19 protein-coding genes are annotated in these 20492 nt (G+C 72.4%); 13 read left to right on the plus strand and 6 right to left on the minus strand.

The genetic code is table 11. The features are described from left to right. Positions 1-145: 145 nt before the first annotated feature. The 4 genes from FCH28_RS26725 to FCH28_RS39760 all read left to right on the plus strand — a co-directional run bounded on the left by FCH28_RS26725 (position 146) and on the right by FCH28_RS39760 (position 7939). The gene (locus tag FCH28_RS26725; protein ID WP_222852453.1) at positions 146-628 is read left to right on the plus strand and encodes a CU044_2847 family protein; all 483 of its coding nucleotides are present in this window, start codon (positions 146-148) and stop codon (positions 626-628) included. Continuing rightward, positions 625-2823: a VMAP-C domain-containing protein gene (locus FCH28_RS26730; RefSeq protein WP_136742714.1), complete on the plus strand. Its 2199-nt coding sequence runs from the start codon at positions 625-627 to the stop codon at positions 2821-2823. Before FCH28_RS26725 ends, FCH28_RS26730 begins: the two co-directional genes overlap by 4 nt. 101 nt (positions 2824-2924) lie before the next feature. After that, complete coding sequence (locus tag FCH28_RS26735) at positions 2925-3938, plus strand: AAA family ATPase (protein ID WP_136742866.1); 1014 nt, start codon at positions 2925-2927, stop codon at positions 3936-3938. Beyond that, positions 3935-7939, plus strand: a complete 4005-nt coding sequence (locus tag FCH28_RS39760; RefSeq protein ID WP_136742715.1) for an SAV_2336 N-terminal domain-related protein — start codon at positions 3935-3937, stop codon at positions 7937-7939. The genes FCH28_RS26735 and FCH28_RS39760 overlap by 4 nt, the downstream gene beginning before the upstream one ends. Here the strand turns inward: FCH28_RS39760 and FCH28_RS26745 are convergent. Then, complete coding sequence (locus FCH28_RS26745; RefSeq protein ID WP_136742716.1) at positions 7936-8787, minus strand: alpha/beta fold hydrolase; 852 nt, start codon at positions 8785-8787, stop codon at positions 7936-7938. The genes FCH28_RS39760 and FCH28_RS26745 overlap by 4 nt on opposite strands. 220 nt (positions 8788-9007) lie before the next feature. On the opposite strand from FCH28_RS26745, the gene FCH28_RS26750 reads away from it, so the two are divergent. Beyond that, positions 9008-10177 (plus strand): cysteine desulfurase family protein, encoded by a 1170-nt coding sequence (locus FCH28_RS26750; protein ID WP_136742717.1) that lies wholly within the window; start codon positions 9008-9010, stop codon positions 10175-10177. Between the two features lie 52 nt (positions 10178-10229). On the opposite strand, the gene FCH28_RS26755 is transcribed toward FCH28_RS26750, so the two are convergent. Beyond that, a complete protein-coding gene (locus FCH28_RS26755; RefSeq protein ID WP_136742718.1) occupies positions 10230-10940 on the minus strand; it encodes an N-acetylmuramoyl-L-alanine amidase in 711 nt (236 codons plus the stop codon). Between the two features lie 54 nt (positions 10941-10994). Here FCH28_RS26755 and mnmA point away from each other — a divergent pair, with 54 nt between their 5' ends. Beyond that, entirely contained in the window at positions 10995-12125 is a 1131-nt protein-coding gene (mnmA, locus tag FCH28_RS26760; protein WP_136742719.1) for a tRNA 2-thiouridine(34) synthase MnmA, read from the plus strand. A gap of 33 nt (positions 12126-12158) precedes the next feature. Here the strand turns inward: mnmA and FCH28_RS26765 are convergent, their stop codons facing one another. From FCH28_RS26765 to FCH28_RS26780, 4 genes are all read right to left on the minus strand, one after another. Next, positions 12159-12587 (minus strand): type II toxin-antitoxin system VapC family toxin, encoded by a 429-nt coding sequence (locus tag FCH28_RS26765; protein ID WP_136742720.1) that lies wholly within the window; start codon positions 12585-12587, stop codon positions 12159-12161. Continuing rightward, the gene (locus FCH28_RS26770) at positions 12584-12865 is read right to left on the minus strand and encodes a hypothetical protein (protein ID WP_136742721.1); all 282 of its coding nucleotides are present in this window, start codon (positions 12863-12865) and stop codon (positions 12584-12586) included. Before FCH28_RS26770 ends, FCH28_RS26765 begins: the two co-directional genes overlap by 4 nt. Positions 12866-12977: 112 nt before the next feature. After that, on the minus strand, positions 12978-13712 hold the full coding sequence (locus FCH28_RS26775; protein WP_246103233.1) for a GntR family transcriptional regulator: 735 nt from the start codon (positions 13710-13712) through the stop codon (positions 12978-12980). Between the two features lie 291 nt (positions 13713-14003). Beyond that, entirely contained in the window at positions 14004-14195 is a 192-nt protein-coding gene (locus tag FCH28_RS26780; protein WP_136742722.1) for a DUF397 domain-containing protein, read from the minus strand. Between the two features lie 318 nt (positions 14196-14513). On the opposite strand from FCH28_RS26780, the gene FCH28_RS26785 reads away from it, so the two are divergent. The 7 genes from FCH28_RS26785 (at position 14514) to FCH28_RS26815 (ending at position 20447) form a co-directional block, all read left to right on the plus strand. Next, positions 14514-15341, plus strand: coding sequence for a VC0807 family protein (locus FCH28_RS26785; RefSeq protein WP_246103235.1), 828 nt, complete (start codon positions 14514-14516; stop codon positions 15339-15341). Positions 15342-15383: 42 nt separating this feature from the next. Continuing rightward, positions 15384-15719 (plus strand): MmyB family transcriptional regulator, encoded by a 336-nt coding sequence (locus tag FCH28_RS26790; protein WP_281289766.1) that lies wholly within the window; start codon positions 15384-15386, stop codon positions 15717-15719. Positions 15720-15907: 188 nt separating this feature from the next. Beyond that, the gene (locus tag FCH28_RS26795) at positions 15908-16567 is read left to right on the plus strand and encodes an LPXTG cell wall anchor domain-containing protein (protein WP_136742723.1); all 660 of its coding nucleotides are present in this window, start codon (positions 15908-15910) and stop codon (positions 16565-16567) included. A 400-nt stretch (positions 16568-16967) separates the two neighbouring features. After that, the gene (gene gdhA / locus FCH28_RS26800; RefSeq protein ID WP_246103238.1) at positions 16968-18368 is read left to right on the plus strand and encodes an NADP-specific glutamate dehydrogenase; all 1401 of its coding nucleotides are present in this window, start codon (positions 16968-16970) and stop codon (positions 18366-18368) included. Between the two features lie 213 nt (positions 18369-18581). After that, positions 18582-19124 (plus strand): LOG family protein, encoded by a 543-nt coding sequence (locus FCH28_RS26805; protein ID WP_136742724.1) that lies wholly within the window; start codon positions 18582-18584, stop codon positions 19122-19124. 109 nt (positions 19125-19233) lie between these two features. Next, positions 19234-19923 (plus strand): SDR family oxidoreductase, encoded by a 690-nt coding sequence (locus FCH28_RS26810; RefSeq protein WP_136742725.1) that lies wholly within the window; start codon positions 19234-19236, stop codon positions 19921-19923. A 74-nt stretch (positions 19924-19997) separates the two neighbouring features. Next, positions 19998-20447: a MarR family winged helix-turn-helix transcriptional regulator gene (locus FCH28_RS26815; protein WP_425472006.1), complete on the plus strand. Its 450-nt coding sequence runs from the start codon at positions 19998-20000 to the stop codon at positions 20445-20447. Positions 20448-20492: the final 45 nt, after the last annotated feature.

The raw sequence follows: 20492 nt of genomic DNA on the forward strand, positions 1-20492 counted from the left end.
ACATGCGGCGCGGCGGTGCCCCCGGCGGCCCCCTCGGTCCTCCGTCGCCGGCCCCTTGGGTCCTCCGTCGCCGGTGGCCGAATCGCCGTTCGCCTGACGGAAAAGAGACGGCGGCTCCCGGCGCGCTCGTGCCAAACTGATCGCCATGGGGGACCTGGCGCTCAGAATCGATGACGACACCGTCGTATGGCTGCGGGCTGATCCTCTGGACTCTCCCGGCTCCGACGAGACGAAGCCGACCGCGCCGCCGGGCCCGAGCGCGGATCAGCGGCCGGACGCCGACGGTGACTTGGAGCTGCCCGACGCGTTCGGTTCCGCCCAGCCCGTCAGCGTCGACAGCCGGTTGGGCCGTGCGCTGGGCCGCGGCGGGGAGGTCCTGGAAGAGGCGCTGCGCCCGCTCGGCGGGGTGCTCGGTCAGATCCACCGCTCCATCGCCGGCAGCAGCCACCGCCCGGACGAGGTCACGGTGCAGTTCGGTGTCACGCTCGGCTCGGACCTCAAGCTCGGGGTGTTCGCCGGCAAGGGCGAGGCGAGTTTCACCGTGTCGGCCACCTGGAACCTGGACCGGGACGCGGCGGCGCGGGGCGATGCGGGCGCAGCGACCGGGGCCGGAGGAGCCGCGCCGTGATCGCAGACGCCGGCCCCGACACCCCGCTCCACCTCTCCTTCGCCTCCGTACGCGACGGCGGGCAGGCGGTCGGCGCCGGCGTACTGGTGGCCGAGCGCCTCGTTCTTACCTGCGCGCATGTCGTCAACAGTGCGCTGGGCAGGGGCCGTTTCGTCCAGCAGACACCCGGTCACGACGACACCGTCACGGTCCGGCTGCCGCATGTCGCGGCCGGCCGGGACCTGACCGCACGGGTCGTACGGGAGATGTGGGTGCCGCCGCGTGCCACGGCCCGGGGCGGCGATCCGGTCGTCCCCGGCAGCCTGCCCTACCACGGCGATCTCGCGGTCCTGGAGCTGGCGGCCGACCCGCCGGCCGGGGCCGCACCGGCTCCCTTCCTGCTGCACCACTACGGCAACGACGTCATCGCGTTATGGGCCAGCGGCAATCCGCTGCCCACCGTGCGCGCGGTGCCCCGGGTCTCGGCACCGCCCTGGATCGCGCTGGATGTGACCGGCGGCGCCCAGGTCACCGAGGGGTTCAGCGGCGGGCCGCTGTGGGACCGCGAACGCCAGGCGGTGGTCGGCCTGGTCGCGGCCGTGCACCGGGCTCCCGAGCCGGCCGCCCCCGGGGCGCCGCCGGCGACGATGTACGCCATCAGCGTGCCGGCCATCGAAGCCGAACTCCCCACGCTGCCGCCCTCGGCGGTGCCCACCGCCCGGCGTGGAGTGCAGCAGCTGCTGGTGGCGCTGGAGCGGGTACTGCAGGGCAGGCAGGCGGTCCTGGCGTGCGAGGAGCGGCTCGCCGCCCGCCTCGGCAGGCCCTCGGCCGGCCCGGCCGCCGACCTGGAACGGCTGGTGGGCCTGGCGGTGGGCGTCCGCCGCGGCATCCCCGAACTCCTCGATCTGGTACGGGACCACGTCCCCTACGGCGGCGATCCGTACGGCGCCGACCGCTACGATCCGCATGCACGCGCCGGCGGTTACGCCGCCCGCGACGACTGGGAGCGGCTGCGCCGGGCCGCCCGCGCCGTCCGCCCCGGCGAATTTCTGACGACACGTCAGCGGCGGGATCTCTCCGGCTTGCTGGCCTACTGCACCCGCACGGACCCGAGGGCCCTCCTGGAGGGCGTCCTCCCGCACGCGCCGGAACTCCCCGCCGTGACCGGCCTGGCCGACGCCGTGGACGCGCTCGAAGGGTTCGGCTCCACCGCGGGGGCGCCGGTACCGCCGCTGCTCCAGGGCGTGGTGCGGATCAGCGCCGACGAGCGGTCGGCCGGCGCGTTCTACCCGGCCGAGGACCTGGACGCCTGGGTCGAACGGGTCGCCGCGCGCTGCGGCGTGGACGACGCGGCGGTGAGCCAGTTCCGGGCGGACCTCGCGGCCGCCGCCCCCACCACGCCGCCCGGCGGCGCCACCGCCCGGATCAACGGCACGGACGAACCGGCCGCCGCCCCGCGCGTCCAGGTGGAGCTGCTGCCGACGGCCACCGGGCGCCGCTTCACCTATCAGATCTGGGCCTGGGCGGACCGCCAGTCGCACCGGCTCGCCCTGGTCAGGGACGCGGAGGCGGGCAGCGAGCAGGTGGTCGACGACATCCGGCGGGTGCTGCGCACCGAGGTGCGGGAGGACCCGGAGACCGCGCTGGTGGAGTACTTCCTGCCGTCCGCCTGGCTCGGTCTCGAGGTGGACTCCTGGGAGTCGTGCGACAGCGACGAGGACGGGCCGTTCGCGCCGGGCATCACCCGTCGCGTGGTGGTGCGCACGACCGAGCGCTCACGGGAGAGCTACGCCGGCTGGAAACAGCGCACCGCCGCCCTTCCGCACGCCAAGCGCCTGGTCCTCGACCACCGGCACACGGACCGCAAGGTGGCCCGCGCACAGCTCGAAGTGCACCGCGACGCCGGCACGGTGATCCTGTGCTGCGAACCGCACCACCACGGAACGCTGCTGCGGCAATGCGTCCAGGCCGGGGTGCACACCGTCCTGTGGCATCGCGCCGAACACGGTGCGCAGATCGCCCGGGACCTGCTGGCCATCGTGGAGGGCACCGATCACACCCAGGTCCCCGAGGCGGTACGCCTGGAGCGGGCCAAGGCGATGGCCGAGCCGGAGAGCGCCTCCCATCATGGCCGCCGGCTCTCGCTGCTGTATGACGCGCCGGATCACCGGCCGCCGCAACTCGCGCCCGATGCGTGGGTATTGACCCAGCCGTGAGCGCAGCAACGTACCCAGCCACGAACGCAGCCATGAACGCAGCCGTGAACCCAGCCATGAACGCAGTCGTGAACCCAGCCACGAACGAGGAGAACCGCGCGGTGACCGGACAGAGCGCGACAGGCGCACCCGACGACCCGGCGGCGGCGCCGGAGGACTGGTGGGTGTTCCGCGGCCCCTCCGACCTGCCCGCCCCGCCGCCGTGGCGACGCTTTCCCGCCACCCGGCAAGGCCGGGACCGCGCCCCGTACCTCCTGGAACGCAATGAGATCTCCGTCGTCAACGCCGCACTGCATCTGCACCGCCCGTTGCTGGTCACCGGCCGCCCCGGCGCGGGCAAGAGCTCGCTGGCCCGCGCCGTCGCCGAAGAGCTGGGGCTCGGAGACGTACTGCGCTGGTCGGTGAACAGCCGCTCCACCCTCCAGGACGCCCTGTACCGCTACGACGCGGTGGGCCGCCTCCGCGAGACCTCGCTACGGCGCGAGCGCGAGCAGCGCGGCGGTTCCGCGCGCCGCCCCAGGGCCCGGCGCTCGGCCGCCGGCAGCGACATCGGCCAGTATCTGCGGCTCGGCCCGCTGGGCAGCGCACTGGCGGCGGACCGGCCCCGGGTGCTGCTCGTCGACGAGCTCGACAAGGCCGACATCGATCTGCCCAACGACCTCCTGGTCGTCCTGGAGGAAGGCGAGTTCGAGATCCCGGAGCTGGCCCGGCTGCCCGAGCACCAGCAGGAGGTGCAGGTCCTGCTCAGCGGAAGCCGCGAGCGGGTCGCGGTCCACCGCGGGGTGGTCCGCTGCGCCCACTTCCCGATCGTCATCATGACCAGCAACGGCGAGCGGGACTTCCCACCCGCGTTCATGCGCCGCTGCGTACGGCTGGATCTTCCGGAGCCGACCGGCGACCGGCTGCGGAAGATCATCGAACACAACCTGGGGGAGCGGGCGCTGGCGGCGGCGGAGGACCTCATCGAGGTCTTCCACCAGCGCTCCCAGACCCAGACGCTCGCCACCGACCAGCTGCTGGCCGCGGTGCATCTGCGGCTCAGCGGCGCGGACCTGACGAAGGAAGAACTGCTCGCCGCCGTGCTGCACCGCCTCGACGAGCCCATGTCGCCATGATCGACCGACTGCGACAGGCGATGTCGGCCGCCGGGTACGACCTCGGCGCCACGGAACTCCTCGATGTGCTGTGGCTGGCACGGGTGATGGAGGGGCGCGCGGGGGAGCGAGGGGAGACTGAGGGGGCCGACCCGGCCGACCCGGCCCGGTCGGCTGCTGCGGGCTCCGAGTCCGGTGAGGTTGCTGAATCCGGTGAGCTTGCCGAGGGCGCTGAGGGAGCGGCGGGCGCGGAGGATGCTGAGGGAGCGGAATGCGCCGGGTCTGGTGAGGCGGCGGATTGCTCGCAGTACGCGGATCCGGCCGTCCCCGACGGCCGGACGGGTCCCACCGGCCCCACCGACCCCCTCAACACTGCCGACTCCACTGGCTCCACCGACCCCGCTGACCCCATCACCCGCCTCGCCCCCGACACCCCGCCCCGTCGCGCCCTCTACGCCATCGGCAGCCAGGGCGGCGGTGCAGGTGGTGAGCGCGCCCGGCCCGCGCGGGCCCCCGGCAGGCGTGCGCTCTCCGACGCCCAGCAGCTGGGCCGGGCGCTGCGTCCGCTGCGCCGGTCCCGGGACCACCCGCACCGCACCGTCACCGACATCGAGGCCACCGTCCGGCTCGCCGCCGAGACCGGCTTCCTCGACATCGTCTCCCGGCCCGACCAGGAACGCCGCTGGTCGGCGGTGCTCCTGGTGGACTGCTCCCCGTCCATGCAGGTGTGGGGATCGCTCGCCGCCGAGCTCCGCCACCTGCTCAGCCGCAGCACCGTCTTCCGCTCGGTCCGGCTCCGTACGATCGACCCGCAGAATCCCGGCGCCCCGGTGCGGCACCAACAGGCGGCGGGCGCGGCGGTGACCTTCCTCCTCACCGACGGCACGAGCCACGGGTGGCGCGGTCCGCAGGCCGTACGCACCCTGTCCGCATGGGCGCGCGGCGGCCCGATGGCCGTACTGAACCCGCTGCCGCGGCGGCTGTGGCGGGGCACCGCCCTGGATGCACGGCCCCGGCTGCTGGCCGCACCGGACGCGTTCGATCCCGTCGGGCGGCTCGTCGTCTGCGACCCGCTGAGCGGCGAGCCCGATCCGGACGCGGCCGGTGCCCTCGCGCTGCCCGTCCTCCACCCGACCGCCTCCGCCGTCGGCCAGTGGGCCGGCCTGCTGACGCGCCCCGGCGTTCCGCATCTCGTAGAGACCGCGCTGCTGGCCGAGGCTCCGGCGCGGACGCCGCACCGACCGCACGGCACCGCCGAGGAGTTGGTGGCGCACTTCAGAGGCGCGTTCTCGCCCGAGGCGTACCGTCTCGCCGTCCGCCTGTCCGCGATCAGGCCGCTCACCACGCCGCTGATGCAGCTGGTGCGCGCCGCGACGATGCGCGACGCCGGCCCCACCCATGTCGCGGAGATCCTCCTCGGCGGCCTGCTGGAACGCGCCGACCGTGCCGACGAGGACGGGCCGGCGGCCGCCGCACGGACACTGGACCGCGCCCTGGGCATGCCGCCGGGCCAACTCGTCCAGCCCGTCTACGACTTCCGCCCCGGGGTGCGCGAGCTGCTGTTCAGCGGGCTCGGCGCGGAACAGGCCGTGGAGGTCGTCGAGTCGGTCGGCCGGTCCCTCGAACCGTATATGGGACGGCTGCCGGACTTCCCGGTCCTGATGGGGGACGCGGCCGGGGAGCTGCGGCTGCATCGGTCGGCCCGCGCGTTCGCGGTGCTGGCGAGTCCGGTGCTGGAGCGCATGGGCGGGACGGCGCCGGAGTTCGCGCCGTCCGCTGCGTCCGCGCCGGCCACCGGGGCCGCGACATCGACGCCCGCGCCGCCCGCGACCGTGGAGTCCCCGCCCCGTTCCCCCTCCCCGCGGCAGCTGCGCTTCACCGTGCTCGGTCCCGTAGGGGCCTGGCGCGGGGACACCCCCCTCGTGTCCGGCTCCCTGCGGCAGCGCACGCTGCTCGCCGCGCTCCTGCTCGGCCGGGGGCGCCCCGCCACCGAGGCGGAACTGATCGACGCCCTCTGGGGCGACGAACCGCCGCAGGCCGCGCGCAATTCGCTGTATGCGTATACCGCGCGGCTGCGCAGGGAACTCCGTGACGACCCGGTAGCCCTCATCCGGGAAGCGGACGGCTTCGCGCTCCGCGCCCCCGACGGGAGCCCGCCCGCCCTCGACCTCGCACAGGCCGAGCGACTGATCCAGCAGGCACGCGACGCCGGGAACGCGGACGCCGCCCGCCAACTGCGTGACAGGGCACTGGCGTTGTGGGACGGTGAGCCGCTGGCCGGCCTACCGGGACCGTTCGCACAGGCGCAGCGTGAGCGTCTGGAGCGGTGGCGGCAGGACCTCATGGACGGGGTGTACCGGCCCTTCGAGGACGCGGCGTACCGGCCCTTCGAGCGGCAGGAAGCGGAGACGAGCGCCGTTGCGCCGATGGCCTCGACGGAGCCGCCCGACGCGCAGCACGACGAGACGCTGTCCCACCGGCTCGCCCGCCATCTGGCCATGGGCCGGCAGGTGCACGAGATCCGGTACCCGGGCGACCGGATGGTGAACGACCTCGCCCGAGCCTCCACCGACGAGCTGCCGGCCGTGACCGATGGCGCCCAGGCCCTGGCCGACTGGTCCGACGAGACGCCCGACGTCCTCACGCTGGTCCGCCAGGCCATGGTCGGGAACGCGGGGAGCGTCCGGCACGCCGCCGATCTCCTGCTCCTCGTCCAGGTGACGGCGGAGTCGGGGGCGCACGCCGCCGCGTTCGAGCCGGCCGCGCGTGTCGTGGCGACGCGCGCGGCGATGGAGGGCGACGGCAGGGCGGAGGGCCGGGCCAGGGTCGCGCTCGCCGAGGCATACCTCGCGGTGGGGAGGTTCGCCGAGGCCGAGCACGAGGCGCAGGAGGCGGGCCGTCTCGCCCGCGCCTCCCACGACCCCCTGACCGGCTTTCGCGCCCCGCTCGCGGCCGGCCTCGGCGCGCTCCACGAGCAGCGCCACGATGACGCCGAGCGCCATCTCACCGAGGCCTGGGAACACTGCCGGACCCGCAACGACGAGCTGGGCGAGGCCGCCGTGCTGGCCGCGCTGGCCCGGCTCTGGGCGGCGACCGGTACCGGCAACGAGGCCGTCCTCTTCGCCGAGCGGAGCGTGGCCATCCACCGACGGGTCGGCGGCGCCGGCCCGCGGCTCGCGCACGGGCTGTACGCGCTGGCCGAGGCGCTGTTGGCGAGCGGCCGGTACGCGGATGCGCTCCGTGAGCTCTTCCAGGCGCTGCCGCTCTTCGAGGCGGACCGGCAGTGGCTCTGGGCGGGCCGGACCCGGTGCCGTACGGCCGAGGCGATGGTCTCGCTGATCCGGCCCAGCGAAGCGGAGGCCGCGGCTCAGGACGCGGCGACGCGGCTGCTGGTGCCGGGCGGGGAGCGGTGGCGTGCCGACGCGCTGCTCGCGCTGGGGCACGCGGAGACCGCGCTGGGGCGCAAGCAGAGCGCTCAGGCGCATTGGCGCGAGGCGCTCGCCGTGTACGAGGCGTTCGGCGCACCGGAGGCGCACGGCACGCGCGCCCTGTTGCGCGACAAGGACGCGCCGTCGTCGTCGGCCGCCCGCAAGATGTCCCGCACCGCCGACACGGCCAGAGCCGGCACCGCCCTCCGCGACCTGACCGCGGCCGTCCGCACCCTGCGCGACCAACTCCGCCTACAGGCCGCCGCCCACGTGCTCCCCTCCGCCACCCCCGACGCTGACATCCCGCACGCCGACACTCCGCACACCGGCACCCCGCACCCCGACACCCCGCACCCCGGCGCCCCGTACATCGACACCCCCGACCTCGACACCCACCTCGTCATCCTCGAAGCCGCCGAAGCCGAACTCGACGGCCGAGTGGGCGACTTCGAGCGCACCGGCCGGCTGGCACGGCCGCCCGGGGCCGACCTGGACCGACTGCGCACCGTGGTGGACGCGGTCACCGCCTCCGAGGCACTCCCGGCCGCCACCATCGACGCGGCCCGCGAGGTCGACCGCCGGCTCGGCCCTTAGCCACGAGCCCCCGCCCCCGGCGCCCGCAGGAACTCCGCCAACGCGCCCGCAAGCTCCGCGGGCGCGTCTTCCTGCACAAGATGCCCCGCCCCTTCGATGAGCCGAAGGCGCGCGCCGGGGATCCGCGCGGCCAGTTCGTGGCCCTTGGCCACCGGGGTCCAACTGTCCTGCGTGCCCCAGCAGATCAGCACCGGCGGCGCGATCTCCCCGTAGCGCCCCTCGATCTCATCCGTGAACCGCTGATCGTTCTGCTCGATCTGCCGGTAGAAAGCGGGCCGTCCGTCCTCCGTGCACCACGGCTCGACCAGCGCGTCGAGGACGGTCGGATGCAAGCCCGGATGGCTCGTCGACGAGACGTACTCCCTGACCAGCGCCCGGTGCAGGTCCGGCGGCAACTGCGCGAAGACCCCGGCATGCGCACCCATGAGCCGGTACGTGGGCGATCCCCAGGGCGCCATTGCCACCGGGTCGACGAGCGCCAGTCGGTCGTACCGCACGCCATGCAGCAGATGTGCCCGCAGCGCGACACAACCACCGAAGTCATGGGCGACGACGGCCGGTTGGGCCAGTCCCCAGTGCGCCAGCAGCTCCCCGAACACCACCGCCTGCGCGGCGAGCGAGACGTCCTGGCCCGCCCGCTTCTCCGATGCGCCATAGCCCGGCATGTCCCACACGAACACGCGATGCCGCCCGGCGAGGGACCGTGCGACACCCCGCCAGACATACGAGGAGAACGGCGTTCCATGCAGCAGCACCACCGGCGGCGCCCCAGAGTCCTCGCCGAGCACGGCCCACCGCACCTCACCGGCCGAGCTGCGAAACGTACGGTCCAGAAGCCACTGTGTCATGACCGTAAGGCTAGTTACTCCTTACGGCACTGTCGAGAGTGCCGGCCTACCGGGCTTCAGACCACGTGCGGACCGTGCCGGGGTGGGGCCGCGCCGGGTGGGGTCGGGCCCCATGGCCGGTCGGGACCTCGCAAGCCCGAGCCCCACGCCGCCCCCGTCGAACGCATGCACCCCCGCGCCGGGCGTGCGCCCCGGCGCCGCCTCGTAGAATCAGCCCACCATGGTTTACCTCGACCACGCCGCCACCACTCCGATGCTCCCGGAGGCGGTGCAGGCGATGAACGCCCAGCTGACCGTCACCGGCAACGCGTCCTCCCTGCACGCCGCCGGCCGGCGGGCCCGGCGTGCCGTGGAGGAGTCGCGGGAATCGCTCGCCGCCTCCCTGGGCGCGCGCCCGAGCGAAGTCGTCTTCACCTCGGGCGGCACGGAGGCCGACAATCTCGCGGTCAAGGGTTTGTACTGGTCCCGCCGGGCCGCCGACCCGGCGCGCACCCGCGTCCTCGCGAGCCCCGTCGAGCACCATGCCGTCCTGGACGCCGTGGAATGGCTCGCCGAGCACGAGGGCGCGAACGTCGAATGGCTGCCGGTCGACGGCCACGGCCGGGTGCACGCCGACGCGCTGCGCGACGCCATCGCCCGCAACCCCGACGATGTCGCGCTGGCCACGGTCATGTGGGCCAACAACGAGATCGGCACCATTCAGCCGGTCCGTGAACTCGCCCAGGCGGCAAGGGAGTTCGACGTCCCGCTGCACGCCGACGCGGTCCAGGCGTTCGGTCAGCTGGAGGTCGACTTCGCCGCCTCCGGGCTCGCCGCGATGACCGTCTCCGCCCACAAGATCGGCGGCCCGTACGGCATCGGCGCGCTGCTGCTGGGCCGCGAGTACGCCCCGGTGCCGGTGCTGCACGGCGGCGGCCAGGAGCGGCACGTACGCTCCGGCACCCTCGACACCCCCGCCATCGCCGCCTTCGCCGCCGCCGGCCGGCATGCCGCCGAGCACCGCGAGGAGTTCGCCCGCGACATCGGCGCCCTCCGCGACGACCTGATCAAGGCCGTCCGCGCCGCCGCGCCCGACGCCGTCCTCGGCGGCGACCCGGACCCCGCGGGCCGCCTCCCCGCCAACGCCCACTTCTCCTTCCCCGGCTGCGAGGGCGACTCCCTCCTCCTGCTGCTGGACGCCCAGGACATCGAGTGCTCCACGGGCTCCGCCTGCACGGCCGGTGTCGCCCAGCCCAGCCACGTCCTGCTGGCCACCGGCATGGACCCGCGCCTGGCCCGCGGCACCCTGCGGTTCTCCCTCGGCCACACCTCCACCGCCGCGGATGTCGCGGCACTGGCCCAGACCATCGGCCCGGTGGTGGAACGGGCACGCAGCGCGGGCCTCAGCTAGCGGGGGCGGTGCGGGGGCCGGGGTTGCCCGCGCCCCGTCCGCCCGTCACCGCTCACGCCTTCCGCGACCCCGCCCGCCGCATCTCCGCCCGTACGAGCCGCAGGTACCGCCCCCAGTCCCAGTGCGGCCCCGGATCGGTGTGATCCGTCCCCGGCACCTCCACATGCCCGACGATGTGCTCCCGGTCCGCGGGGAAGCCGTACCGCAGGCAGATCCCCGCCGTCAGGCGCGCCGACGACGCGTACATGGCATCCGTGAACGACTCCGGCCGGTCCACGAACCCCTCGTGCTCGATCCCCACACTGCGCTCGTTGTAGCCGCGATCACCCGCGTGGAACGCCACATCCAGCTCGCGGATCAGCTGCGCGACATGCCCGTCCTTGCGTATGACGTAGTGGGCGGCGGCCTCGTGATCCGGATCCTGGAAGACCTTCAGCGCGGTCGCGTAGCTTCCCTGGACGACATGGATCACCACCCGGTCGATCTCGTAGTCCGCGGGCCGGTCCGCGCGCCGCCAGTTCTCCGTGGACGCCGCCACCCACTGCGCGCCCCGGTAGTCGACCTCGCCCGGCTTGCGCGGCTTGTCATGGCCCGGCAGACGCCACCACAAGTGCGCCAGCTCCTCCCGCGCCCCCAGCGCCGCAGCCCCGGCCGCCACCAGCCCGCCGCCCCCGATCCACAGCGCCCGCCGCCGCGAGACCCCCGTCCCGGCGGCCGCTTCCCGACCGTCCCCCGGCCCCGCCTCGTGATCTCTCTTCCCCATGCGCTGCTTAACGCTTTCCGCGCTGTCGGTGGTTCCGTCTACTCTGGAGAGGTTATGACTGACGACGCTCCCCGCCGCCTCCGCGTACTCGCCGCCATGTCCGGCGGCGTCGACTCCGCCGTCGCCGCCGCCCGTGCCGCCGAGGCCGGCCACGACGTGACCGGCGTCCACCTCGCCCTGTCCGAGAACCCGAAATCGTTCCGTACGGGCGCCCGCGGCTGCTGCACCATCGAGGACTCCCACGACGCCCGCCGCGCCGCCGACGTCATCGGCATCCCCTTCTACGTCTGGGATCTCGCCGAGCGCTTCCGTGAGGACGTCGTCGACGACTTCATCGCGGAGTACGAGGCCGGCCGCACCCCGAACCCCTGCCTGCGCTGCAACGAGAAGATCAAGTTCGCCGCGCTGCTGGACAAGGCCCTCGCCCTCGGATTCGACGCCGTGTGCACCGGCCACTACGCGACGGTGGTCCTCCGCGAGGACGGCAGCCGCGAGCTGCACCGCGCCTCCGACATGGCCAAGGACCAGTCCTACGTCCTCGGCGTGCTCGACGAGAAGCAGCTGGCGCACGCCATGTTCCCGCTCGGCGACACGATCACCACCAAGCCCGAGATCCGCGAAGAGGCCGCCCGCCGCGGCCTGTTCGTCGCCAAGAAGCCCGACAGCCACGACATCTGCTTCATCGCCGACGGCGACACCCAGGGCTTCCTCGCCAAGCGCCTCGGCGCGGCCGAGGGCGACATCGTCGACGAGTCGGGCGCCGTCCTCGGCACCCACGAGGGCGCGTACGGCTTCACGATCGGCCAGCGCAAGGGCCTCCGCATCGGCCACCCGGCCCCCGACGGCAAGCCGCGCTACGTCCTGGACATCTCCCCGGTCGACAACACCGTCACGGTCGGCCCCGTCGAGTCCCTCGACGTCACGGCCCTGACCGCCATCAGGCCCCGCTGGTGCGGCCGCCCCCCGACCGCCGGACCCGCCACCTACACCGCCCAGCTCCGCGCCCACGGCGGCGAGACGGAGGTCACCGCCGAGCTGATCGACGAAACCGAAGTCCAGGTGACCTTCACGGAGCCGGTGCGTGGCGTCGCCCCCGGCCAGGCGATCGTCCTCTACGACGGCACCCGGGTCGTCGGCTCGGCAACGATCGCGACTACGGACCGGCGGGTGCGGGCGGAGGCGTAACGGGGGCTGCGGCGGGGCCTGGCCTGACCTGGGCTATGCGGCGTGCTCCCAAGGGTTGACGACGGCGGCCCCGGTGCGCTCGAAGTGCTTGGCGTTCCTGGTGGCCACGGTCCAGTTGTTGGCGAGTGCGGTCGCGGCGATCAGGGCGTCGGGTGGGTCGATGCCTGTTCCCGTGGCCTTGAGATGCCGATGCAGCTTGACGTACGCGATCGCCTCCGGCTCGTCGATGACGGCGATGCGATCTTGATACTCCTGGCGCATATCGTCCAGGGCTTGGGCGTAGCGCGCGCGACGGGTGATGTCGGGAGCTGCCGCGATGCCTGCTTCGATCTCGGCGATGGTGATGACGCTGATGTACACGTCGGCGGCCGGGATGGACTTCGCCCAGTCGACGACCTCAGGTGCCGGCCTGGGCCTGACGGAGATCTCGGAGATGACGTTGGTGTCCAGGAGATAGATCACTTGCTGTCATCCTGCTCGTCGTAGGACCGCTCGCCGAATTCCAGTCCCTCGAACGGGGTCGAGAGCAGGAACTCCATGAACCCGTCGTTCCCCAGCTTCGCCCAGCGGGTGAGCATCGCGGGGAGGTCGTCGATGTCGGTCTCGGAGAGTTCGGCGTCGAAGTGATGCAGCTGATCCTCGGGCAGTGAATCCCGGATTTCGCGAATGGTGCGCAGCGGATGCGTGCTCTTACGGCCGCCGGTCCGGTGCGGCTCGTCATGGGGCGGTGAAGACGTCATGGGCGACCCCTTCTCGGCGAGTGCGGAACTCATTGGTGTCCTCTCAGGCTACGGGCTTGGTTCTTGATGCGGGCTGGTGATGGTCGTGGGGCGTCGTGGGTGCGTGGTCCGTTCAGGTCCGTTCAGGCGGCCGCTCGCACCTCCCTCGCGGCGGTACGGCAGTCGCTGCAGTCGCGGCAGCGTCCAGGGCGGTCGGCGCGGAACGCGCGATCGCAGCCGTCGCAGTTCTGGAGCGGGATGGCGGCAGGCCGGAGAGCAGCAGGCGGCGGTCCCGATGGTGGAGACGGGCCAGGAGGTCGACGGCCTGGGGTTCAGGGTCTGGTTCCGGGGCTGTGTCCGGGGCTGATTCCGGCGTGGTTTCCGGCTCGGGTGCGCGTGCGGGGCGGGGGGTGCGGGGCGGCTCTGAGGCGCGGGCAACGTCATGGGCACCGGCCCCACCATCGGTCCCGGCCTCGCCGTTGGACGCGGTCTCACCATCCGCCCCGGCCTCACCATCGGCCATGTCCCCGGCGGCCCCCGGCAGGTCGTACGCGAACGTGCGGGTGATGATCCGGCCGTGCGGCCCGCGTACGACGCGCCGCTCCAGCCAGCCCTCGTCCTCCAGCTCGCGTAACGCCTCGGCGATGGTGATCTTCCCCTCGGCGAAGTGCGCACAGAGGGCCTGGATGGTGATCGATGCCCCGTCGGGGAGCGACATGATGTACGCGGCGACGCCGACCGTGACCGCGCTACCGGCGCGCTGCGCAAGGCGGTTGGCGAGAACGGTGAAGTGGGACGTCTGGCGCGCGCGGATGTGAATGACGCCGCTGGATGCGGCCGACGGCGCGTTAGAATGCGCTGAAGTCATTGGGAAGGGCTTGCTTCCTGTGATGAGGCCCTCGGGTTCGGGACTGCCATCCCGCCGGGGGCCGTTCTCTTTCGGATTGTGGTCGCAGATCGCAGCGTTCGTGGTGCTGGATCCGCACCGAGAGTAACCGCATTCCGGACGCCCCCACGCCCAAGTCACCCGATGGGGTGAGGAGTTGGCGACGGTGGGGGCGGTAGGTGGGTGTGGTTCTCTGCCCGGGTTCTTTGGTTGGCCGGCCGGGTCACCGGCGGGCGGTGGGGCGGAACCTGGTGCCGCCCCACCGGCGTCCGGTCAGCCGGCTTCCGGCGCGACCTGCGCGTATGCGACGAACGACGCCCAGGAGGCGGGGGTGACCGCGATGGAGGGCATCGAGATGTCCTTGGAGTCGCGGATGTGGACGGTGCAGGGGCCGGCGGCGACCTCGACGCACGCGCCATCGTCGACGCTGTAGCTGCTCTTGAACCACGCCAGTTCGGTGTTCATGTCTCTCCTGTCGGCAGACGCTCACACTGATGTCATCGGGCTGGCTGTGCGAGGACGTAGCTGCCCCGGAGGCTTGCGACGTAACCGGTGGGGTGGTGCTCCGGCGCTCGTAGCGGCCGTATCGCGCCACTTCGGGCACCAGATGGTGCCGCCGGGTGTCGCCTGACCCTGACAAATGTCATGAAGATCTGAGGACAAGCGCGACTGTTGCGGGGCGGAGCTGTGCCCGAAGCTGAACGTGTCGAAAAAAGCCGGACCGGCACAGTCCGGACCGACGCAGTAACGGCACAGTTCACAGCGTTAGTTGGGGGAGCCCGCATGAGCAGTCAGGGCAGCGTTCAGATCAAGAGCCGGAGTCACAGCGGCAGTCAGAGCGGCAGCAAGGGGCAGGTCGTCGCTGACGGGGGTAGTGACGACCCGAGCGGCGCGAAAGCCGCCCGCAATCCCTTGCTGGAGAGCTTCCTGCCGCTGATTGTGGATGTGGCGATTCCGCTCGCCTCCTACTACATCCTCAGCGACGGCTTCGGCTTGAGCACGGTGGCAGCGCTGGGCTGGAGCAGTGTGCTCCCGGCGCTCCGTACGCTCTGGGGCGTGGTCAGGGGCAGCGGCGTCAACGGCCTCGCCCTGCTGATCCTCATCGTCAACATCGCGAGTCTGGTCGTGAGCACGATGTCCGGGGATGCGCGGCTGATGCTCGCCAAGGACAGCGGGGTGAGCAGCATGGTCGGCATAGCCGTGATCATCTCGGTGTTCATGGGGCGGCCCCTGATGACCGCCGGTCTCAAGCCCTGGGTGACGAAGGGGAGCGCGGCCGGCAACGCGGCCTGGGACCGGCTGATAGCCGAGTCCGCGCCGTTCCGCCGTGCCGAGCGGCGGTTCTCGCTGATATGGGGAACCGTGCTGCTGGTCGAGTGCGTGGCGAAGGTGATCGGCGCGTACACCGTGCCGGTGCACACCATGGTCTGGCTGGGCACGGTGCTGACGGTGGTAGCCCTGCTGCTGGCGATGGTCATCGCGGGCGGCAGCTGCGCCGACCCGATGGAGAAGATGGTCAAGGCCGAGGTGAAGCGCGACGCCGACACTCGTCATGGCGAGGCGGGGATGGCTGCCCCGGACGCCCAGGTTGCCGAGCCGGTCCTCCAGTAGTCGGATTCCGTAGTAGTCGGATTCCGTCAGGGAGCCTGACTGCTGCGCCAGGTCAGCGCCACCGGGGACGCGCAACTGCGCGCACTGTACGAGGAGGTGCGCCGGCATCCCGTCCCTCCGGACGAGGAGACGGCGGCCGTGCCCGACTCCCCGGGGGCGCGGCCGAGCCCGGTGCAGGTGCCCCTGAGAGTCCGCACACCGCACGGCGAGCTATCGATGTTCAGCACCATGGCCACGTTCGGCGCTCCGGCCGATGTCACGCTGTCGGAGCTGGCGATCGAACTGTTCTACCCGCTCGACGACTTCACCACGAAGGCCCTTCGGGGCCTGGCCGGCATGCCCGGCGGGATGCCCGGCCACGTGCGAACGGGGTCGTAGAGGGGGTTGGAAAAGGGATCGTAGAAGGGCTCGTAGAAGGCCCCATCCCTAATCGTTATGTGGGACTAATGGGGCGACCGGTGTCCTATGTGGCATAAGCGTTTTCGCGTGCCTTGACGGTCCCCCGAGGTCGCAGGAAGCTGAGCCGCCCCCCACGGCACCCCTCCTCTTTCACAGTTGGATTGCCCATGCGCCCGCTTGTTTCCGCAGGCACGCTCACGGCCGCCGTGACCGCGGCCCTGCTGCTCGCACCCTCCGCTTACGCCACCGGCCCCGGTGACAACGGCACCGTGAAGATCCACGACGCCAAGACCGGTGAGGAGCTCCGCAAAAACGAGCCTCACGTGTGCACCTTCTATCTCGACGCCTTCGGTTTCGACGGCGGCCAGCAGGTCGACTGGCATATCGAGAGCTGGGCCCCGACCGCCGACGTCAAGGGCGAGACCGTGAAGTCCGGTTCGCTGACGCTCGACGGCGAGGGACATGGCCGTACCCCGGACCAGTCCCTTCCCGACGGTCACTACAAACTGTTCTGGAACTTCGACGGCGAGCACGGCCGTGCCAAGCACAAGGTCTTCTGGACCGACTGCGAGGACGCCACCCAGCCCGGTGAGACCCAGCCGGGCGGCGGCAAGCCGTCGGCGTCCGCCACCTCGTCCGCCCCCGCGTCCGCCACCCCGACGCCCGCGGCTTCCTCCCCCTCGTCGTCGCCCTCCGCACCGGGCGGCGGCGACCTCGCCGAGACCGGCAACGGCGCTCCCGTCGGCCCGCTGGCCGCGGGTGCCGCCGCGCTGGTCGCGGCCGGCGGCTACCTGGTGTTCCGACGCCGCAAGGCGCAGCAGCACTGACCCGCCCGCCGGTGCCCCCGTACTCGTACGAGCACGGGGGCACCGGCGTGTCCACCCCCTGGCGGGGGCACCCGGCCGAGGTCAACCGGCAGCGGACGCGGGGGAGTGAGCCTGCTGTGAAGTGACGCACAGGCCGTCGGGACGGTGTGCGCGCGGGGGCGGGCGTCGCCGGCTCGCTGACCTGGAGTGCGGGGCGGGAGAGTCAACGGGGGTCGAGGAAAGGGAAGTTGGCAAAGTGGTGAGGAGCCGGCGTTTCCTTCGGCTATCGCCGGTTGAGTGTGCGGGCGGCCAATAGGGTCGAGGGAGCGACGGGGGCAGAGGCCGCTGCGCCGAGGGTCCGGGGACATGCCGCGATCCGGACCGCAGGCGGCGTTCCACGGCCACGAAGGGAACGGAAGTTATGTCGACTGTTCAACCTGAGGTCCAGACCGCGCCTCGGACCGGGGCCGCGCCCGGCGCCCATACGTCCGGGCCGGCATCCCTGCACGCGGAGCTGGTCCGGCGGAATCCGGGGGAGCCCGAATTCCATCAGGCCGCCCTGGAGGTTCTGGAGACGCTGGCCCCGGTGCTCGCCGCCCGCCCGGAGTTCGTCGAGGCGAAGATCCTGGAGCGGCTGTGCGAGCCGGAGCGGCAGATCATGTTCCGGGTCCCCTGGCAGGACGATTCCGGGGCGATCCATGTGAACCGGGGCTTCCGGGTGGAGTTCAACAGCGCGCTCGGCCCGTACAAGGGCGGTCTGCGCTTCCACCCCTCGGTGAATCTGGGCATCGTGAAGTTCCTCGGCTTCGAGCAGATCTTCAAGAACTCCCTGACCGGCCTGAACATCGGCGGCGGCAAGGGCGGCAGCGACTTCGATCCGCACGGCAGGTCGGATGCCGAAGTGATGCGGTTCTGTCAGTCGTTCATGACGGAGCTGCACCGGCATCTCGGCGAGCACACCGACGTCCCGGCCGGCGACATCGGTGTCGGCGGCCGCGAGATCGGTTATCTCTTCGGCCAGTACCGGCGGATCACCAACCGCTGGGAGGCCGGTGTGCTGACCGGCAAGGGCCTCGCATGGGGCGGTTCCAAGGCCCGTACGGAGGCCACCGGCTACGGCAATGTGCTCTTCACCGAGCAGATGCTCAAGCGGCGCGGCGAGGAGCTCGACGGCCAGCAGGTCGTCGTCTCCGGCTCCGGCAATGTCGCCATCTACACGATCGAGAAGGCCCAGGCACTCGGCGCCAACGTCCTGACCTGCTCGGACTCCGGCGGCTATGTCGTCGACGAGAAGGGCATCGACCTGCCGCTGCTCAAGCAGATCAAGGAGGTCGAGCGCGGCCGGATCAGCGAGTACGCCGAGCGGCGCGGGGTGTCGGCCACGTATGTGCCGGGCGGGCGGGTGTGGGACGTCCCGTGCGACGTGGCGCTGCCGTCGGCGACGCAGAACGAGCTGGACGCGGACGCCGCCCGGGTCCTGATCCGTAACGGTGTGCAGGCGGTGTCCGAGGGCGCGAACATGCCGACCACACCCGATGCGGTGGCCCTCCTGAAGGACGCCGGTGTGGCCTTCGGTCCCGGGAAGGCCGCCAACGCGGGCGGTGTGGCGACCAGTTCACTGGAGATGCGGCAGAACTCCTCGCGCGAGGTGTGGTCCTTCGAGCGTACGGAGGGCGAGCTCGCGGCGATCATGCGCGGGATCCACGACACCTGCTACGAGACGGCCGAACGGTTCGGTCTGCCCGGCGACTACGTTGCGGGTGCGAACATCGCCGGCTTCGAGCGGGTCGCGGACGCGATGCTGGACCAGGGACTGATCTGACGGGGACGGGGTGACGAAGGGCGGCCTCGCGGGGTGACCTGAGGGCGGGGCCGACCTGAGGGGGCGGGGGTGACCTGACGGCGGGGGCGATCCGGCGCAAGGAGCCACCCCTGCCGGAATGACCCGCCCCGGCACCAGGCCCCGCCCGGTCACCGGACCCGACCCGCTCGCGGAGCCGCTGCGAGCGGCGGCCCCGGCCGTAAGGTGGCCCGCATGAACATCTGCGTCTTCTGCTCCGCCGCCGACCTCCATGACCGTTATGTCACCCCGGCCCGCCGGTTCGCCGAGCTGATCGGCAAGGGCGGCTACTCGCTGGTCTGGGGTGGCTCAGACAGCGGCCTGATGCAGGTCATGGCGGACGGTGTGCAGGAGGCCGGCGGCAGGCTGATCGGCGTATCCGTGGAGTTCCTGGCGGCCAAGGCGCGCGCGAGTGCGGACGAGATGATCGTCACCAAGGACCTCGCCGAGCGGAAGGCGCAGATGCTGGCACGCGCCGACGCCGTCGTCATCATGGTCGGCGGCACGGGCACGCTGGACGAGGCCACCGAGATCCTGGAGCTGCGCAAGCACGGGATGCACACCAAGCCGGTGGTGCTGCTGAACACCGCCGGTTTCTACGACGGGTTGAAGGAGCAGTTCCGGCGGATGGACGCCGAGGGGTTCCTGCCGCTTCCCCTCACCGACCTGGTCTTCTTCGCGGAGGACGAGGTGGGCGCGCTCGCCTACCTGGAGGAGACGGCGGGCGTGCGGGGCTGAGGGCGCGGACCCGGCGGGCGCCCCGGAGGCGCCGCCCGCACGCCGCAAGGATGTGGGAGGTGCCCCCATCGCCCCACTTTCCGGCCCTCGCGCTCGTTAGGATCGGCCCATGGGTACGCACTTGATCACGGGCGCAGGATCGGGCATCGGGGCGGCGGTCGCACGGCGGCTGGCGGAGCGCGGGGAGGACCTGTGGCTGCTGGCCCGGGACGCGGGCCGGGCGAAGGAGCTGGGCGCGCAGTTCCCCGGTGCCCGCACCATCGTGGCGGACCTCGCCGCTCCCGAGCAGCTCGCCGCGGCCTTCGACGGCCAGCCGCTGCCGGACCGTATCGATTCGCTTCAGCACATCGCGGGTGTCATCGAACTCGGCGCGGTCGGTGACCTGCCCGCCGGGGCGTGGCAGCGGCAGCTCGCCGCCAACCTCGTCTCGCCCGCCGAGATCACCCGGCTGCTGCTGCCGCGGGTACGGGCCGCCCAGGGGCACATCGTCTTCGTCAACTCCGGGGCGGGGCTCAACGCGCACGCCCAGTGGAGCGCGTACGCCGCCAGCAAGCACGGTCTGAAGGCGCTGGCCGACTCGCTGCGGGCGGAGGAGCACGGCAACGGCGTCCGGGTCACCTCCGTCTACCCCGGGCGTACCGCCACGCCCATGCAGGAGAGCACCCACCGGCAGGAGGGCAAGGAGTACGACGCGTCCCGTTGGATCGACCCGGAGTCGGTCGCCACGACCATCCTCGCCACCATCGATCTGCCGCGGGACGCGGAGATCAACGATGTGTCGGTGCGGCCGGGGCGCTGACCCCGTAGGGGCCGCCCCTGGTTCCTTCGGTTTCCGGACGGCTTGCTTCCGCCGCGGCGACGTACGCTGCCTGAGTGACCAATGAAGCGAAGCCGACCGCGGCGGCGGGGTGCGGGTTCCGGGAGATCCGGGGGCTCGTCACCGAGCTGAGCCGCCGGCTGGACGCCCATCAGCGCGGCCGGATCGCCGAGCTCGATCTGACGCCGACGCAGGCGAAGGCGCTGGAGGAGCTCGGCGAGCCGAAGACGGCGCGGGAGCTGGCCGGGGCGCTGTGCTGCGAGCCGCCGAACGTCACCTATGTCATCTCCAAGCTGGAGAAACAGGGCATGGTCGTACGGCAGCCGCACCCGCTGGACGGGCGTGCCAAGCAGCTCGTACTGACCGAGGCGGGGCGGGAGTTGCGGCTCGATCTGCTGCGCCGGATGGGGACGGAATCGCCGCTGGATCACCTTTCGCACGAGGAGCGGGCGGCGCTGCGCGACGACTTGCTGAAGGCGCTGGGGCGGGACGAGCCGCCCCGGTAGCCACCGGCATCAGCCGAACCGAGGCCCTGGGGGCGTACCCCGGGG

This window comes from Streptomyces piniterrae, assembly GCF_005048155.1.
Taxonomy (GTDB): domain Bacteria; phylum Actinomycetota; class Actinomycetes; order Streptomycetales; family Streptomycetaceae; genus Streptomyces; species Streptomyces piniterrae.

What these genes read in the sequence shown, in the direction of transcription:
- FCH28_RS26725 (WP_222852453.1), top strand. Translation starts at nt 146, where the DNA reads ATGGGGGACCTGGCGCTCAGAATCGATGACGACACCGTCGTATGGCTG.
- FCH28_RS39760 (WP_136742715.1), top strand. Translation starts at nt 3,935, where the DNA reads ATGATCGACCGACTGCGACAGGCGATGTCGGCCGCCGGGTACGACCTC.
- FCH28_RS26745 (WP_136742716.1), bottom strand. Translation starts at nt 8,787, where the DNA reads ATGACACAGTGGCTTCTGGACCGTACGTTTCGCAGCTCGGCCGGTGAG.
- FCH28_RS26750 (WP_136742717.1), top strand. Translation starts at nt 9,008, where the DNA reads ATGGTTTACCTCGACCACGCCGCCACCACTCCGATGCTCCCGGAGGCG.
- FCH28_RS26755 (WP_136742718.1), bottom strand. Translation starts at nt 10,940, where the DNA reads ATGGGGAAGAGAGATCACGAGGCGGGGCCGGGGGACGGTCGGGAAGCG.
- mnmA (WP_136742719.1), top strand. Translation starts at nt 10,995, where the DNA reads ATGACTGACGACGCTCCCCGCCGCCTCCGCGTACTCGCCGCCATGTCC.
- FCH28_RS26770 (WP_136742721.1), bottom strand. Translation starts at nt 12,865, where the DNA reads ATGACGTCTTCACCGCCCCATGACGAGCCGCACCGGACCGGCGGCCGT.
- FCH28_RS26775 (WP_246103233.1), bottom strand. Translation starts at nt 13,712, where the DNA reads ATGACTTCAGCGCATTCTAACGCGCCGTCGGCCGCATCCAGCGGCGTC.
- FCH28_RS26780 (WP_136742722.1), bottom strand. Translation starts at nt 14,195, where the DNA reads ATGAACACCGAACTGGCGTGGTTCAAGAGCAGCTACAGCGTCGACGAT.
- FCH28_RS26785 (WP_246103235.1), top strand. Translation starts at nt 14,514, where the DNA reads ATGAGCAGTCAGGGCAGCGTTCAGATCAAGAGCCGGAGTCACAGCGGC.
- FCH28_RS26795 (WP_136742723.1), top strand. Translation starts at nt 15,908, where the DNA reads ATGCGCCCGCTTGTTTCCGCAGGCACGCTCACGGCCGCCGTGACCGCG.
- gdhA (WP_246103238.1), top strand. Translation starts at nt 16,968, where the DNA reads ATGTCGACTGTTCAACCTGAGGTCCAGACCGCGCCTCGGACCGGGGCC.
- FCH28_RS26805 (WP_136742724.1), top strand. Translation starts at nt 18,582, where the DNA reads ATGAACATCTGCGTCTTCTGCTCCGCCGCCGACCTCCATGACCGTTAT.
- FCH28_RS26810 (WP_136742725.1), top strand. Translation starts at nt 19,234, where the DNA reads ATGGGTACGCACTTGATCACGGGCGCAGGATCGGGCATCGGGGCGGCG.